This is a genomic window from Streptomyces sp. NPDC088725 (assembly GCF_044751305.1).
Lineage (GTDB): Bacteria > Actinomycetota > Actinomycetes > Streptomycetales > Streptomycetaceae > Streptomyces.
Genome location: NZ_JBIVLO010000002.1, coordinates 1 through 15,956, shown reverse-complemented (window position 1 = coordinate 15,956; position 15,956 = coordinate 1). Strand labels below are relative to the sequence as shown.

Below are 15,956 nucleotides of genomic sequence, written 5' to 3'. Positions count from 1 at the left end.
GCAACGTTCATGAGACATGAGGAAGGTCCCGGCACCGTGTTGTGCCGGGACCTCTTCGTGTGCCGGGATCGGCTCGCGTCACGCCCAGCGATCTCCGAGCGATCCCCCGAGCGATCTCCGAACCGATCGCCGTCGGCCCGGTCAGTGGTCGTCGGACTCCTCGTAACCGTCGTCCTCGGTGTCCGCCGCCTCGACCTCGTCGCGCGTGATGCCCAGCAGATAGAGAACGGTGTCGAGGAACGGCACGTTCACCGCCGTGTGCGCGGCCTCGCGCACGACCGGCTTGGCGTTGAAGGCCACGCCGAGGCCCGCCGCGTTCAGCATGTCGAGGTCGTTCGCGCCGTCGCCGATCGCGACGGTCTGCGCCAGCGGCACCCCGGCCTCCGCGGCGAACCTGCGCAGCAGCCTGGCCTTGCCCGCGCGGTCCACGATCTCGCCCACCACCCGCCCGGTGAGCTTGCCGTCCACGACCTCCAGGGTGTTGGCGGCGGCGAAGTCGAGCCCCAGCTGCTCCCGCAGGGCATCGGTGACCTGAGTGAACCCGCCGGAGACGACGCCCACTTGATAGCCGAGCCGCTTGAGCGTACGGATCAGCGTGCGGGCGCCGGGAGTGAGCCGTACGTCCGCGCGCACCTTGTCCACAACGGACGCGTCGAGTCCGGCGAGCAGCGCCACCCGCGCGTGCAGCGACTGCTCGAAGTCCAGCTCGCCGCGCATCGCCCGGGACGTCACCTCGGCGACCTCCGCCTCACAGCCCGCGTGGGCCGCGAAGAGTTCGATGACCTCGTCCTGGATCAGCGTCGAGTCGACGTCCATGACGACCAGCCGCCTGGCCCTGCGCTGGAGCCCGGCGGAGACGACCGCCACGTCCACCGCGATCTCGGCGGCGGTGGTCGCCAGCGCGGTGCGCAGCGGTTCGGTCTCCACGCCGGACACCGCGAACTCCACCGCCGTGACGGGGTACTTCGCGAGCCGGAAGATCCGGTCGATGTTCCCGCCGGTCGAGGTGATGCTCGCCGCTATGGTCGCCGTCGACTCCGCCGTCAGCGGGTTTCCCAGCACGGTGACATGCGAACGCCCGCTGCCGCGCGGCCGGTTGTCGCCCGTGCCCGAGATGATCTCGGCCTGGAGCTTGAGCGATTCGGTCCAGCTGTGCACGGTCGCCCGCAGCGCGCCCTCGCCGGCACCGTCCGCGGTCGGCGCGGTCACGAGCACGCACAGGACAATACGGCCACGGGTGACGACCTGCTCGATGTCGATCACATCGACGGAGTAGGCGGCGAGAGTGTCGAAGAGCCCGGCGGTGATCCCGGGACGGTCCTTACCGAAGATCTTGACGAGGAGAGTGGGGACGGCCGCGCTCTGAGGGGACTCAGGGGGCTGAGGGGGCTGCGATGCGCTCATGGTGATTCCACCGTATCGGGCGGCGCCCGTCGACAGGTCGCCCGTACCGCGTACCGGACGCGTCGTCCGGTGTCCTCAGCCGGCCCTGTCGGCCGTGTCCCGCTTCGGCCGTTATCGGAGCCGGGTTCGATTTTCCGTGGAGGGGGCGGGCCTGAAATAGTGCCCCCCGATGTTCGCCATCCCTAGACTCCCTTCGCCGGGGGTACCTCGGGGGAAAACTAGTGGGGCGCGAAGTGCCGGAATTCGTACTGGAATTGAACGGAAGAACCTGGGCGCTCGATCCGTCCAGGTCGTACAGCCTGGGACGCGATCCGCAGGGCGATCTGGTGATCGACGACGCCCGGGTGTCGTGGCGTCACGCCACCGTCACCTGGAGCGGCGGTAGTTGGATCATCGAGGACCACGGCAGCACCAACGGCACCTATGTGCGGGGCCAGCGGGTCCAGCGGACGGACATCGCCGCCGGCACCGCGGTGTATCTGGGCAACGCGACCGACGGTCCCCGTTTGAGCTTCTCGGGCGCGAGCACCGGCGCGTACAGCGCGCAGGGCGCCGGGCCGCAGCAGGGCACTGTCCAGCAGCAGGCCGCCTCGTACCAGGCGGCCGCCCAGGACCGGCAGGCGTCCGCCCCTCCACGGCAGGACTGGCCGCAGCAGGTACAGGAGCCGCACCGGCCGTACGTACAGGAGCCGCACCAGCAGCCGTACGTACCTCACCAGCAGGCGGGTCCCGGCTTCGTCGACCAGGGCGCGGGCGGTGCGGGTGCGGGTGGTCCGGGCGCGGGCGGCGCGGGGGCTGCCGGTGCTCCGTCCGTGTACAGCGACCGCAGTCCTACCACGTTCCATCAGATGTCCCTCGGCCGCATGATGCGCATCGGCCGCGCGCTCGAGAACGAGCTGGTGGTCTCCGATCTCCAGGTCTCGCGCAACCACGCCGAGTTCACGGCCACGCCCGACGGCCGCTTCGAGATCCGGGACCTCGGATCCCACAACGGCACGTACGTCAACGGCCAGGCGATCGCCAAGTCGGGCACCGCGCTCATCGGCCCCGGCGACATCGTCGGCGTCGGCCACTCGACCTTCCGCCTCGTCGGCGACCGGCTCGAAGAGTTCGTCGACACCGGCGAGGTCACGTTCTCCGCCCGCCACCTCACGGTGACGGTCGACGGCGGCAAGCAGATCCTCAAGGACGTCTCCTTCGGCGTCCCGGAGAAGTCGCTGATAGGTGTCATCGGCCCGTCGGGATCCGGGAAGTCGACGCTGCTCAAGGCGCTCACCGGATACCGTCCCGCCGACCAGGGCGATGTCCTCTACGACAACAGGAATCTGTACAAGCAGTTCGCCGAGCTGCGCCAGCGCATCGGTCTGGTTCCGCAGGACGACATCCTGCACAAGGAGCTGACCGTCAGGAAAGCGCTCAGGTACGCGGCCAAACTCCGCTTCCCCGGCGACACCGCGGAGACCGAGCGCGAGTCACGGATCGACGAGGTGCTGCGCGAGCTGAAGCTCGACGTCCACAAGGACAAGAAGGTCTCCTCCCTCTCCGGCGGCCAGCGCAAACGCGTCTCCGTGGCCCTGGAGCTGCTGACCAAGCCGTCGCTGATCTTCCTGGACGAGCCGACCTCCGGCCTCGACCCCGGGATGGACCGCGATGTCATGCAGCTGCTGCGCGTCCTGGCCGACGACGGACGCACCGTCCTGGTCGTCACCCACTCCGTGGCGGAGCTGGCGATCTGCGACAAGCTGCTCGTGATGGCCCCCGGCGGCTCCGTGGCGTACTTCGGCCCGCCGGGGGAGGCGCTGAACTTCTTCGGCTACACCAGCTGGGCGGATGTCTTCTCGGCCTTCGAGAACTACCGCGACTACGACTGGGCGGGCCGCTGGCGCGGCTCGCAGCACTACCAGATGTACGCCGCGGACATCGACTCCGTCGCGCCGCAGTCCGTCACGATGCCGACCCCCCGGCAGATGCGGACGAAGCCGCAGAGCTGGGGCAACCAGCTGCTGACGCTGATCCGCCGCTACGTCTCGGTGATCGCCTCCGACAAGGGTTTCCTCGGCCTCATGCTGCTGCTGCCCGCGATCCTCGGCGGTGTCAGCGCGGTCATCCCGGCGAAGTTCGGACTCGTCGAGCCGGACCCGCCCAACCGCTTCAACAGCAGCGCCGGAATGATCATGATGGTCCTGGTGGTCGGCATCTGCTTCGCCGGCTCGGCCAACTCCGTACGTGAGCTGATCAAGGAGCGGGTGATCTACGAACGGGAACGGGCCACCGGCCTCTCCCGCACCGCGTACCTGATGTCCAAGGTGATCGTGCTCGCCGTGATCACGGCCTTCCAGTCGGTCATCATCTGCGCCATCGCCTTCTCCGTCCGCGAGCTGCCGGAAGAGGGGCTGATCACCCAGCCGGCCGTCGAGCTGTGCCTGGCGGTCATCGCCATGGGCTTCACGGCGATGATGTTCGGCCTGATCATCTCCTCGCTGGTCAGGACCGCCGAGAAGACCATGCCGCTCCTCGTGATGTTCGCGATCATCCAGCTGGTGTTCACCGGCACGCTCTTCCAGGTCTTCGGCAAGCCCGGCCTTGAGCAGTTCGCCTGGCTGATGCCGTCCCGCTGGGCCCTCGGCGCGACGGGCGCGACACTCGACCTGGCGCACCTCATGCCGCCGTGGGACCAGGAGAAGCCGGACACGCTCGACCCGCTCTGGACGCACACCGCGGGCCAGTGGGGCGTGGACATGCTCGTACTGATCGTGATCGGCGTGCTCTGCGGCTTCGTCGTGGCCCGGCTGCTGCGCCGCCACGAGCCCGAGGTCATGCGCAAGTAACGGCACGACAGGCGCGAACGCCGGAGGGCGGCACCCCGAGTGGGGTGCCGCCCTCCGGCGTTCGGACGTGCCGGCTCAGTAGGCGCTGTTGACGTTGTCCATGGAGCCGTACTTGTCGGCGGCGTAGTTGCACGCGGCGACGATGTTGGCGACCGGGTCGTAGATGTTGTGCGACGTTCCGGCAACGTGGTACGTGGCGAACGTCGGCGGTATGACCTGGAGCAGGCCCTTCGACGGGATGCCGTTCTTGGCGTTGATGTCCCAGTTGTTGATGGCGTTCGGGTTGCCGGAGGACTCGCGGATGATGTTGCGGTGCAGGCCCTCGTAGGAACCCGGGATGCCGTGCTTCTTCATGATGCTGAGGGACTCGCGGATCCAGCCGTCGAGGTTGTTCGCGTATACCGGCGCGCGGTGGGCGGCGCGGCTCACGGTGGCCTTGGCCTTCGCGCGCTCCTTCGCGGCAGCGGCGGCCTTGGCCTTCGCGACGGCCTGGGCCTTCTCGGCGGCCTTCGCCTTGGCCTGCGCGGTGGCGGCGGAGGCGGCCTTGGCCTTGGCCTCGGCGGCCGTCTCGGCCTTCTTGGCGGCCTTCGCGGCGACGCTGGCCTTGGCGGCCTTCGCGACGGCGGCGGAGTGCGCCTTGGAGGAGACCTCAGCGGTGGTGAACTGCTTGGCGACGCTCTTGTGAGCGGCCTGCGCCGGGCTGCCCGCGGCGGTGGTGAAAGCAACCGGGGCGGTCGCGGCGGTGGTGTGCGGCTTTGCTTCGGCGGACGCGCTGCTGCCCGGAGTCAGGGAGAACGCGAGGGACGCGGTGGCGACTGCGGCGGTGGCGCCGATGATCGAAACCTTGTGAGTCTTGTTCAGACGGAAACCAGGGGTGCGTGACGCGAACATAGAGACGTACCTCTTCGAATAGCGGGAGTCGCGAGTGCCGGGTGGCGGGTGCCTCTCGGCGGCGACATCGCAATTCTTAGCTCTCGCAAAATCCTGAGGCAAAGGTGTGACGTACGACCTCAGGTAGTGGCGCGGGGAGCGATATGGGCACTTTGCCACCCCCTTATGCGGTGATCACACCGTTGTGTCCGATCGACTAGGCGCCTTCGTAGATGACGAAGGTCCTATGCCCGGGCTCACATCGGGGAGGTAACAGACTCACCATGTGTTGCTTGTGCAATGCATAGGGTGACCGAATTATTGCGTTTGATGGCTGATGGGTGGTTTAGGTTGATCTGAACCTGTTGTCGCAGGTCAGCGCACCTGCCGACGGACGCGAGGTTCCGAACCGCCGCGTGGCTCGGGGATCGCCGCCGGGCGCGTGAGGGTGGACGCCGTACGACGCCTTGGGCCTAGGCCCATCGGTCCTGGTCGTGGCCATCCCTGGGCCGATACCGCGCACCGCGCCCGCCGGTACGGTGGCGCTCATGAGCCACCGACCGAGTTCCGGCCTCGCGGCCGTGAGCACCGCGCTGCTCGCGATGAGCAGGCGACTGGAGGTGCGCGACGTCCTCAAGACGATCGTCGCCTCGGCCCGCGAGCTGCTCGACGCCGAGTACGCGGCGCTCGGCGTCCCGGACGACCACGGCGGCTTCGCCCAGTTCGTCGTGGACGGCGTCAGCGACGAACAGTGGAAGGCCATCGGTCCGCTGCCCCGCCAGCACGGCATCCTCGCCGCGATGCTCCACGACGAGAAGCCCCAGCGCCTCGCGGACGTACGCGAGGACCCGCGCTTCGGGGGCTGGCCGTCCGCCCACCCCGAGATGTCCGACTTCCTGGGCGTGCCCGTCCGAGACGGCGACGAGACCATCGCCACGCTCTTCCTCGCGAACAAACGCTGCCCCGGGCCGCCGTCCGCGCGCGGAGCCGGCTGCGGCTTCAGTGAGGAGGACGAAGAACTCCTCTCGATCCTCGCCCAGCACGCCGCGATCGCCCTCACCAACGCCCGGCTGTACGAACGCAGCCGGGAACTCACCATCGCCGAGGAACGCTCACGCCTCGCCCATGAGCTGCACGACTCCGTCAGCCAGAAGCTCTTCTCCCTGCGGCTGACGGCCCAGGCGGCGGCCGCCCTCGTCGACCGCGACCCGGTCCGCGCCAAGGACGAACTCCAGCAGGTCGCCGAGCTGGCGGCCGAGGCCGCGGACGAGCTGCGCGCCGCGGTGGTGGAGCTGCGCCCCGCCGCCCTCGACGAGGACGGCCTCGTCAACACGCTCCGCACCCACCTCCAGGTCCTCGACCGCGCGCACACCGCGCGCGTCACCTTCGACAGCTGCGGGATACGGGCCCTCCCCGCCGCCCAGGAGGAAGCGCTGCTGCGCGTGGCCCAGGAGGCGCTGCACAACGCGCTCCGCCACTCCGGCGGCGACCGCGTCGACGTCACACTCGCCCGCCGCGGCCAGGGCGCGGTCCTCAGCGTCACTGACAACGGCAAGGGCTTCGAACCCCGCACGGTCCGCCGCGCCGGCCGCCACCTCGGCCTGGTCTCCATGCGCGACCGCGCGAACGGCGTCGGCGGCAGCCTCGACGTCACCTCGGCGCCCGGAGCGGGCACCACGATCGAGATGGAGGTGCCCGGTGGCTGACAAGACCATCCGTGTGCTGTTGGTGGACGATCACCAGGTGGTGAGGCGCGGCCTGCGGACGTTCCTGGAGGTCCAGGGCGACATCGAGGTCGTGGGAGAGGCGTCCGACGGGGAAGAGGGCGTGGCCCGCGCCGAGGAGCTGCGCCCCGACGTCGTCCTGATGGACATCAAGATGCCGGGCACCGACGGCATCGAGGCGCTGCGCAGGCTCCGTGAACTCGCCAACCCGGCGAAGGTGCTGATCGTGACCAGCTTCACGGAACAGCGCACAGTGGTGCCCGCGCTGCGCGCCGGCGCGTCCGGATACGTATACAAGGACATCGACCCCGAGGCGCTGGCCGGTGCCATCCGCTCCGTCCACGCCGGGCACGTTCTCCTCCAGCCGGAGGTCGCGGGCGCCCTGCTGGCCCAGGACGTCCCCACCTCCGGCAGGAGCGGCGGTACGTCGCTCACCGAGCGGGAGCGGGAAGTGCTCAGCCTGATCGCCGACGGGCGCTCCAACCGGGAGATCGCCCGGGCCCTGGTCCTCTCCGAGAAGACGGTCAAGACACACGTCTCGAACATCCTGATGAAACTGGACCTCGCGGACCGCACGCAGGCCGCGCTGTGGGCCGTACGGCACGGGATCGCGGACTGACCTGCTGACCGGCTGACCTGCCCGAACCGGCCGGACCCGACGGAAGGCGCCCGACTGGGCAGGTGGAAACGGAACGTCGTCTTCCGGTCTGAGATTCATACCGTCGGGTGTATGTCACCCACACGGCGCATCCTGAACGCTGCCCGGGCGTTCTTCAGGGCGAGCTGCGGCGCACCGCCAAGGCCCTTGTGAAGAGGATGAGAAATGAACAACCTTAAGAAGGCCGCTGCCCTCACGATGATCGCCGGTGGCATCGTCGCCGCCGGAGCCGGCGCCGCGTCCGCCACCACCGGCCCGAGCGCCCTGGCCGAGGGCCAGGCCGTCCACTCCCCGGGCATCGTCTCCGGCAACACGATCCAGGCCCCGGTCCACGTCCCGGTCAACGTGACCGGCAACACGGTGAACGTGATCGGCCTGCTGAACCCGGCCTTCGGCAACCACTCCGTGAACCACTGATTTTTTAGAGGCTCGGTTCGCCTCCGGGGTGCTTTGTGGCCGGCGCCACAGCCGCCCCTTTTCTTGGGGCTCGGTTCGTCTCCGGAGCGCTTTGTGTCGGCGCCGACAGCCGACCGTGCTCGGCCGCTCGTTCCTCGCGGCCTCCGCGCGCTCTCCTTTTCGGCGCCGACGCGCCCCTTCGGTTCACTCGCCGGGGGCGTGGGGCGGCCCGCGTCGAGTCGTCCGGGGCGCTCCGGAGGACTCTGTCGGTGACCGCGCTCGCGTCCCTCCACGTACGCGTTGTGCGCTCCGGCCCGCACCTGCCGCGCCGCCTCACGCCCGTCGGCTCACTCGCCGAGGAGTGTGAGGCGGGGCCGGTTCTGGCGGAGCCCCGGCCGGCGGCTACGTGTTGTACGACACGCAGCCGCCGGCCGGTGTGCCACCTCACGCGCCACGGCTCATTCGCCGGGGGCGTGAGGTGCGCCACGTCGGACCCGCCCTACCGGAGCCCGCGCTCGCGTTCCTCCACGTACGCGTTGTACGACGCCACCTGCGCACGCCGTGCCACGCGCTCCACCGGCCGCAGCGCCTCGCCCCGAGCCGCCATCTCCGACGCGCTCACCGCGCCGCCGTGCCCGTGCTCGTACGCCAGTGAGATCAGCAGCCCCACGCGCTGCGCCAGTTCCAGCACCCGTACCGCCCGGGGCGGATAGCCCGGCGCCAGCACCTCGCGCCCGCGCTCCGACCTCGCCCGGTACGCGTCCAGCGCCGCCGCGGCCACCGGGCCCGAACCCGCGACGTCCAGCCTCGACAGCACTTCCGTCGCGTCCCGCAGTGCCTCGGCGAGTTCCCGTTCGGCCTCCCCGAGTGACGGCACGTCGGCCGGCGGCGCCTCCCGTACCGGCAGGCAGTGCCAGACCACCTCGACGTGCAGATCGCCGTCCGGGCCCACCTCCGACACCTCAGGGACCAGGCCGTACGGCGCCCCCGCGGCGACCACGGCCTCCTCGGCCTCCAGCGCCCTGGCGTTGAACTCAGGAGGACCGCTGAGGCCCAGCGGATGGCCGGGTGCGGGCAGCGCGATCCGGTAGCCGGTCACCCCGAGCGTCCGCAGCCGCCCCAGCGCCAGCGTGAGCCCCACGGGCCCCGCCTCGCCCGGCAGCCCCTCCACCCGGTGCACCGCGTCGTCACCGACTATGGCGATCACGGCGTCGTCCGGCGATACAAACCCGGCCAACAGGGCATTTCCCCAAGCGGCCAACAGTCCTGAACGTGGTTGCGAAAGCATGGCACCAGCCTAGGGAACGGACCTCAGGGCCGGACCACTCCGCCGGTGGCGTAGGTTTTATCCGGGACCCGCGCCTACAGGCGCTCCCGAAACTCAAGCCGATTGCATGGGGAGACAACGCGCTCATGAGCGATGTACTGGAGCTGGTGGACGTATCCGTGGTCCGCGACGGACGTGCTCTGGTGGACGATGTCTCCTGGTCGGTCAAGGAGGGGGAACGCTGGGTGATCCTCGGCCCCAACGGCGCCGGCAAGACCACTCTCCTCAATCTCGCGTCCAGCTACCTCTACCCGACCACCGGCAAGGTGAGCATCCTCGGCGAGCAGCTGGGCAAGGTGGACGTCTTCGACCTCCGCCCCCGTATCGGCGTGGCGGGCGTCGCCATGTCCGAGAAGCTGCCCAAGCGCCAGACGGTCTTCCAGACCGTGCTCACGGCCGCGTACGGCATGACCGCGACCTGGAACGAGGACTACGACGAGGTCGACGAGCAGCGCGCCCGCGCGTTCCTCGACCGGCTCGGCATGACCGAGTTCCTCGACCGCAAGTTCGGCACGCTCTCCGAGGGTGAGCGCAAGCGCACCCTGATCGCCCGCGCGATGATGACCGACCCCGAGCTGCTGCTCCTGGACGAGCCCGCCGCGGGACTCGACCTCGGCGGCCGCGAGGACCTCGTACGCCGCCTCGGCCGTCTCGCCCGTGACGAGTACGCCCCGTCCATGATCATGGTCACGCACCACGTCGAGGAGATCGCTCCCGGCTTCACCCACGTCCTGATGATCCGCCAGGGCAAGGTGCTCGCCGCAGGACCGATGGAGACGGAACTGACCTCACGCAACCTCTCCCTCTGCTTCGGCCTCCCGCTCGTCGTCGAACGCACCGGCCAGCGCTGGACCGCGCAGGGCCTGCCTCTCAAGTGAGCTGATCCCTCACCGGTGTCCCGCCGTTCAAACCCTCACGTCCCCAAGTGCCCCGAACCACAAGTGTCCTGATCTCGCCCCTGTCCCGACCGGGACCGCCGGACCTACCATGACCGTGTGGAAATCGACGCATGGGTGTGGTGGCTGATCGGCGCGGTCGGTCTTGGTATCCCGCTCGTCGTGACGGCGATGCCCGAGTTCGGGATGTTCGCCGTCGGGGCGGTCGCGGGAGCCGTCGTCGCGGCGCTCGGCGGCGGAGTCGTGGCCCAAGTCCTCGTCTTCGCCGTGGTGTCCGTCGCACTCATCGCCGTCGTGCGTCCCATAGCGGCGCGGCAGAGAAGCAAAACCCCCGGTGCCACCACGGGAATTGACGCGCTCAGAGGCCGCCAGGCCGTCGTCCTGGAGCGAGTCGACCGAAGCGGCGACGGCCGGATCAAGCTGGCCGGAGAGATCTGGTCCGCCCGCTCGTACGACGCGGATCAGGCGTTCGAGCCCGGCCAGGAGGTCGACGTCGTGGAGATCGACGGCGCGACGGCTGTCGTCATGTGAGCCAACCTCGGCGAACGGCCCCCGAACACACCTCAGTTCTGGGAAACTCGATCATCACAACATCCGGCAGCGAAGGGCCCGAAGGAACGCGATGCCATCAATCATCATCGTCCTGGTCATTCTGGTGGTGCTTGTATTCATCGCCCTGATCAAAACGATCCAGGTGATCCCGCAGGCAAGTGCCGCCATCGTCGAACGGTTCGGCCGCTACACCCGCACGCTCAACGCGGGCCTGAACATCGTGGTCCCGTTCATAGACTCCATCCGCAACCGCATCGACCTGCGAGAACAGGTCGTCCCGTTCCCGCCCCAGCCGGTGATCACGCAGGACAACCTGGTCGTCAACATCGACACCGTCATCTACTACCAGGTGACCGACGCCAGGGCGGCCACCTACGAGGTCGCCAGCTACATCCAGGCGATCGAGCAGCTGACCGTCACCACCCTGCGCAACATCATCGGCGGCATGGACCTGGAGCGGACCCTCACCTCCCGCGAGGAGATCAACGCGGCCCTGCGCGGCGTCCTCGACGAGGCCACCGGCAAGTGGGGCATCCGCGTCAACCGCGTCGAGCTGAAGGCCATCGAGCCGCCCACCTCCATCCAGGACTCGATGGAGAAGCAGATGCGCGCCGACCGTGACAAGCGCGCCGCGATCCTCACCGCGGAAGGCATCCGGCAGTCACAGATCCTCACCGCGGAGGGCGAGAAGCAGTCCGCGATCCTCCGCGCCGAAGGTGAGTCCAAGGCCGCGGCGCTGCGCGCGGAGGGCGAGGCCCAGGCGATCCGTACGGTCTTCGAGTCGATCCACGCGGGCGACCCGGACCAGAAGCTCCTCGCCTACCAGTACCTCCAGATGCTCCCCAAGATCGCCGAAGGCGACGCCAACAAGCTCTGGATCGTGCCCAGCGAGATCGGCGACGCCCTCAAGGGTCTCAGCGGGGCCTTCGACAACCTCGGCACCGGAGTACCGGGATTCAACACCGCCAAGGAACAGCGCCAGGACACCCCGCTCGACTGACACACCGGGCCCTTCGTGCATGATCGAGGCGTCTACGGCACCGATCCACGCACGAAGGGCTCACCGTGACCATCTGGGAGATGCTCGCCGTCTTCGCGGCGGGTGTCAGCGCCGGCACGATCAACACCATCGTCGGTTCCGGCACGCTGATCACCTTCCCGGTGCTGCTGGCGACGGGCCTCCCACCCGTCACCGCCACCGTCTCCAACGCGCTCGGCCTGATACCGGGCGCCGTCAGCGGAGCCATCGGCTACCGCGCGGAACTCGCGGGTCAGCGCCGCCGCATCCTGCGCCTGGGCGGTGCGGCCGTCGTCGGAGGTCTCAGCGGAGCGGTACTGCTGCTCACCCTGCCCTCGACGGCGTTCGAGACGATCGTCCCGATCCTGGTCGGCCTCGCGCTCGTCCTCGTGATCCTGCAGCCGAGACTCGCCAGGGTCGTCCAGGCCAGGCGCGAGAAGAAAGGCACCCGGAGCCGCCCCGACGGCGGTCCGCTCCTGTTCACCGGACTGCTGCTCGCCAGCGTCTACGGCGGCTACTTCACCGCGGCCCAGGGGATCATCTACCTCTCCCTGATGGGCATGCTGCTCGACGACTCGATGCAGCGCCTCAACGCCGTCAAGAACGTCCTCGCCGCCATCGTGAACAGCATCGCGGCGCTCTTCTTCCTCTTCGTCGCCGACTTCGACTGGACCGTCGTCCTGCTCATCGCCGTCGGCTCCGCGCTCGGCGGCCAGATCGGGGCCAGGGCCGGCCGCCGCCTCCCGCCGAAGGCGCTGCGCGTCCTGATCGTGGTGGTCGGCACGGCTGCCATCGTGCAGCTGCTGCTCCGCTGAGCCGCACGCCGACGGCGGCGGCCGGCGGTACGGACGTCACCGCACGGACCTACTGCGGACGTCCGCTCACGCGGCCGGCTGCACGCCCGCCAGCCACGGAGGCAGATCCGACCGCTCGTCCGACCGCAGCGCGAGCAGCATGGCGTCCGCGGGGGACGGTACGTACGGCTCGCTCAACAGCGGCATTCCCGCCTGCTCCGGCGTACGGTCCGCCTTGCGGTGGTTGTCCTCCGCGCAGGAAGCGACGGTATTCAGCCAACTGTCGGCACCTCCGCGCGACCTGGGCACCACATGGTCCACCGTCGTCGCCCGCCTGCCGCAGTAGGCGCACCTGTACTGGTCCCGTATCAGAACGCCCCGCCTCGACCACGGCGCTTGTCTTCGGAACGGAACCCTGACGAACCGGCAGAGCCTGATCACCCGGGGCACCGGCAACTCCACCGCGGCCGCGCGGACACGGAGATCGGGATGAGCCTGCTCGACGACGGCCTTGGCCTGCAGCACCAGCACCACCGCGCGGTTGAGAGTCACCGTCGACAGCGGCTCGAAGCTCGCATTCAGCACCAGTGTGTCCCGCATCCCGCCCACCTCCCGTGTGCCGGCCCAGGTCCTCACGGCGGGCTCTGGGCTTGGATCAACTGTGGCCGGGCGCGCCGAGAGGGACAACACAATAAAAAATGCCCTGCTCTGATCTCTCCAAGACCAGGGCAGGGCAAACAACCGGCGAACGCTCAGCTCTCCGCGGGAGCCGCGTACTCCCCGATGAGCTGTGCGCGCGCCAGTGTGTGGAACCGCAGGTTGAAGCCGACGAAAGCGGGCGTCGCTTCGCTGTCGGGGCCCAGCTGTTCCGTGTCCACCGCGTACACGGTGAACACGTAGCGGTGCGCGGGGTCCCCGGCGGGCGGCGCGGCGCCGCCGAAGTCCTTCGTCCCGTAGTCGTTACGTGCCTGAACGGCGCCCGTGGGCAGTCCGTCGAACGCCCCGGTGCCCGCGGCCACGGGAAGCTCCGTGACCGACGCCGGGATGTCGAAGAGCACCCAGTGCCAGAAACCGCTGCCGGTGGGCGCGTCGGGGTCGAAGCACGTCACGGCGAAGCTCTTGGTCTCCGGGGGAAAACCCTCCCACCGCAGCTGCGGCGAGGTGTTCCCGGCGGCGTAGACCTGGGCGTCCTTCAGTACCGCACCCGGCGCGACGTCTTCGCTCACCACGGTGAACGAGGGCACCTGCGGATGGAAGTCATGAGGGAGCGGAGCCCTCTTTCCGTCGGTCACGTCTGAACCTTCCGATCGGCTGTCTTGCTGTCCGGCTGTCGTGCTTGCCGGACCGAGCCTACTGGCGGGAGGGTGGAATGGATCTTCGGGCTAGAACCAGTTGCGGCGGCCGCCTTCTTTGGCGAGCCACTCGTTGAGGAATCCGGGCCAGTCCGTGGCGTGGAAGTCGTTGAGGCCCACCGCGAAGGACCTGAAGGAGTCGCTGCCCTCGCTGAAGATGCCCGGCTTCTTGTCCATCTCCAGGATGACGTCCATCTCGCGGTCGTCCGCGATGAAGCTCAGCTCGACCTGGTTGAGGCCGCGGTACTGCGGCGGCGCGAAGAACTCGATCTCCTGGTAGAACGGCAGCTGCTGACGCGTCCCGCGGATGTGCCCGCGCTCCATGTCCGCGGACTTGAAGCGGAAACCCAGGTGGATGAACGCGTCGAGGATCGCCTGCTGGGCCGGCAGCGGGTGGACGTTGACCGGGTCCAGGTCACCGGAGTCCAGCGCCCTCGCGATGCCCAGCTCCGTCGTCAGACCGATGTCCATCCCGCGCAGTTGCTGCCCGTCGATGGCCGTGACGGGCGTCTCCCACGGGATCTCCAGACCGAACGGCACCACATGCACCGCGCCGGGCTGCACCTCGAAGGCGCCGCCGAGCTGCTGCTGGCCGAAATTGATGGTCTGCTTCAGTTCCTGGTCGGTGGTCTCGACCTCGACGCGGGCCTGGAGGCCGACGGTCAGCCCCTCGATCTGCTGGCTCACGGATCCGCCCTGGATCCGCACCTCGCCCTGAACGACCCCGCCCGGTACGACATTCGACTCGGTCAGCTCGGTCTCCACAGTCGCACCACCGGCGCCCATGCTCGCGAGCAGTCTCTTGAAGCCCATGTTCACTCCTCCTAGGTCCTGACCTCTACATACGCGCCACGACCGTAGTCGGTTCCCCGCTACGCTCGGACGCCATGACCGAGAACCCCGACCACGTGCCGCTGCCCCGGGAGTTCTTCGACCGGCCCGTCCTCGACGTCGCCCCGGATCTCCTGGGCCGCACGCTGGTACGCACCACTGACGAGGGTCCGATCGAGCTGCGCCTCACCGAAGTCGAGGCGTACGCGGGCGAGACCGACCCCGCCTCCCACGCCTTCCGCGGACGCACGGCCCGCAACGGTGTGATGTTCGGTCCGCCCGGACACGCCTACGTCTACTTCACGTATGGCATGTGGCACTGCTTGAACCTGGTGTGCGGCCCGGAAGGCCGTCCGAGCGGGGTCCTGCTGCGGGGAGGCGAGATCGGGGCAGGTGTGGAACACGCCAGGAAGCGCCGGCACTCGGCCCGCCACGACAGGGAACTGGCCAGGGGTCCGGCACGGCTGGCGACGGCCCTGGGCGTCGACCGGGCCCTGGACGGTGCGGATGTGTGCGCGGGTCCCGGCGAACCGCTGTCCGTACTGACGGGGACGCCGGTACCGGCCGGCCGGATCCGCAGCGGTCCGCGTACGGGAGTGGGCGGCGACGGCGCGCTGCACCCCTGGCGGTTCTGGATCGACGGCGATCCGTCGGTGAGTCCTTACCGTGCCCACGTTCCCCGGCGTCGACGAACTTGACTCATACCGTTCATCCGCCTAACGTAGCCCGAGCCGCTTGACACGGGTCCTGCTGTTCAGCAGCTTCCGAAGCGGCCATCCACTACCTTGACGACGAACCCCAACGGGTGCGTATTTCGGCATGCCGGAATATAAGCCCGACGACTCAATTATGAGCCGGGTGGGAAATCGGTTAAAGTAGTGAACAGCCGAAAGGCGAAAGGCCAATCCAAAGGCCATCGGATTTCACCGGGCAGAACAGCCCAACGGAATCTGATAGAGTCGGAAACGCCGGAAAGGGAAACGCGAAAGCGAGGACCTGGAAAGCAAGCCCCGCTGACTGGGGATCGGATACGGAAAGCATCTGATAGAGTCGGGAACACGAAGTACAGCACAGCGAAAAACACAAAGAAGTACCGAAGGGAAAGCCCGGAGGGGCCCGAGAGGGAACCGAAGGAAGCGTCCGTTCCTTGAGAACTCAACAGCGTGCCAAAAATCAACGCCAGATATGTTGATACCCCGACCTACCCGCATGGGTGGGTTGAGGTTCCTTTGTAGTAAACACAGCGAGGACGCTGTGAATCACCGGTCTTATTCCGATCGGTGGTTCCGCTCTTGTGATGTGTCTG

15 protein-coding genes are annotated in these 15,956 nt (G+C 68.6%); 9 read left to right on the top strand and 6 right to left on the bottom strand.

The window, feature by feature from the left end:
• Nucleotides 1-141 precede the first annotated feature (141 nt).
• Nucleotides 142-1,404: a phosphoserine phosphatase SerB gene (gene serB / locus ACIP6N_RS03950; protein WP_401812678.1), complete on the bottom strand. Its 1,263-nt coding sequence runs from the start codon at nt 1,402-1,404 to the stop codon at nt 142-144.
• 221 nt (nt 1,405-1,625) lie between these two features.
• On the opposite strand from serB, the gene ACIP6N_RS03945 reads away from it, so the two are divergent.
• Nucleotides 1,626-4,232: an FHA domain-containing protein gene (locus ACIP6N_RS03945; RefSeq protein ID WP_401812676.1), complete on the top strand. Its 2,607-nt coding sequence runs from the start codon at nt 1,626-1,628 to the stop codon at nt 4,230-4,232.
• A gap of 75 nt (nt 4,233-4,307) precedes the next feature.
• On the opposite strand, the gene ACIP6N_RS03940 is transcribed toward ACIP6N_RS03945, so the two are convergent.
• Entirely contained in the window at nt 4,308-5,123 is an 816-nt protein-coding gene (locus ACIP6N_RS03940; protein ID WP_401812674.1) for a lytic transglycosylase, read from the bottom strand.
• Nucleotides 5,124-5,650: 527 nt separating this feature from the next.
• On the opposite strand from ACIP6N_RS03940, the gene ACIP6N_RS03935 reads away from it, so the two are divergent.
• The 3 genes from ACIP6N_RS03935 (at nt 5,651) to ACIP6N_RS03925 (ending at nt 7,901) form a co-directional block, all read left to right on the top strand.
• Nucleotides 5,651-6,808 carry a GAF domain-containing sensor histidine kinase gene (locus ACIP6N_RS03935; RefSeq protein WP_401812673.1) on the top strand — a complete coding sequence of 386 codons (1,158 nt, stop codon included), beginning with the start codon at nt 5,651-5,653 and terminating at the stop codon, nt 6,806-6,808.
• Nucleotides 6,801-7,445 carry a response regulator gene (locus ACIP6N_RS03930; RefSeq protein WP_401812672.1) on the top strand — a complete coding sequence of 215 codons (645 nt, stop codon included), beginning with the start codon at nt 6,801-6,803 and terminating at the stop codon, nt 7,443-7,445. The genes ACIP6N_RS03935 and ACIP6N_RS03930 overlap by 8 nt, the downstream gene beginning before the upstream one ends.
• A 204-nt stretch (nt 7,446-7,649) precedes the next feature.
• Nucleotides 7,650-7,901 carry a chaplin gene (locus ACIP6N_RS03925; RefSeq protein WP_401812670.1) on the top strand — a complete coding sequence of 84 codons (252 nt, stop codon included), beginning with the start codon at nt 7,650-7,652 and terminating at the stop codon, nt 7,899-7,901.
• A gap of 478 nt (nt 7,902-8,379) precedes the next feature.
• On the opposite strand, the gene ACIP6N_RS03920 is transcribed toward ACIP6N_RS03925, so the two are convergent.
• Nucleotides 8,380-9,168: a hypothetical protein gene (locus ACIP6N_RS03920; RefSeq protein ID WP_401812668.1), complete on the bottom strand. Its 789-nt coding sequence runs from the start codon at nt 9,166-9,168 to the stop codon at nt 8,380-8,382.
• Between the two features lie 125 nt (nt 9,169-9,293).
• Here ACIP6N_RS03920 and ACIP6N_RS03915 point away from each other — a divergent pair, with 125 nt between their 5' ends.
• From ACIP6N_RS03915 to ACIP6N_RS03900, 4 genes are all read left to right on the top strand, one after another.
• Entirely contained in the window at nt 9,294-10,085 is a 792-nt protein-coding gene (locus ACIP6N_RS03915; RefSeq protein WP_401812667.1) for an ABC transporter ATP-binding protein, read from the top strand.
• A gap of 117 nt (nt 10,086-10,202) precedes the next feature.
• Nucleotides 10,203-10,634 (top strand): NfeD family protein, encoded by a 432-nt coding sequence (locus ACIP6N_RS03910; protein ID WP_401812665.1) that lies wholly within the window; start codon nt 10,203-10,205, stop codon nt 10,632-10,634.
• 91 nt (nt 10,635-10,725) lie between these two features.
• Nucleotides 10,726-11,655 carry an SPFH domain-containing protein gene (locus ACIP6N_RS03905; RefSeq protein ID WP_401812664.1) on the top strand — a complete coding sequence of 310 codons (930 nt, stop codon included), beginning with the start codon at nt 10,726-10,728 and terminating at the stop codon, nt 11,653-11,655.
• Nucleotides 11,656-11,720: 65 nt separating this feature from the next.
• Nucleotides 11,721-12,488, top strand: a complete 768-nt coding sequence (locus ACIP6N_RS03900; RefSeq protein ID WP_401812663.1) for a sulfite exporter TauE/SafE family protein — start codon at nt 11,721-11,723, stop codon at nt 12,486-12,488.
• Between the two features lie 66 nt (nt 12,489-12,554).
• On the opposite strand, the gene ACIP6N_RS03895 is transcribed toward ACIP6N_RS03900, so the two are convergent.
• The 3 genes from ACIP6N_RS03895 to ACIP6N_RS03885 all read right to left on the bottom strand — a co-directional run bounded on the left by ACIP6N_RS03895 (nt 12,555) and on the right by ACIP6N_RS03885 (nt 14,632).
• Nucleotides 12,555-13,067 (bottom strand): HNH endonuclease, encoded by a 513-nt coding sequence (locus ACIP6N_RS03895; RefSeq protein ID WP_401812662.1) that lies wholly within the window; start codon nt 13,065-13,067, stop codon nt 12,555-12,557.
• A gap of 152 nt (nt 13,068-13,219) precedes the next feature.
• Complete coding sequence (locus ACIP6N_RS03890; protein WP_401812660.1) at nt 13,220-13,759, bottom strand: YbhB/YbcL family Raf kinase inhibitor-like protein; 540 nt, start codon at nt 13,757-13,759, stop codon at nt 13,220-13,222.
• 90 nt (nt 13,760-13,849) lie between these two features.
• The gene (locus tag ACIP6N_RS03885) at nt 13,850-14,632 is read right to left on the bottom strand and encodes a sporulation protein (protein WP_401812659.1); all 783 of its coding nucleotides are present in this window, start codon (nt 14,630-14,632) and stop codon (nt 13,850-13,852) included.
• Nucleotides 14,633-14,706: 74 nt separating this feature from the next.
• On the opposite strand from ACIP6N_RS03885, the gene ACIP6N_RS03880 reads away from it, so the two are divergent.
• Nucleotides 14,707-15,348 (top strand): DNA-3-methyladenine glycosylase, encoded by a 642-nt coding sequence (locus ACIP6N_RS03880; protein WP_401812658.1) that lies wholly within the window; start codon nt 14,707-14,709, stop codon nt 15,346-15,348.
• Nucleotides 15,349-15,956 lie beyond the last annotated feature (608 nt).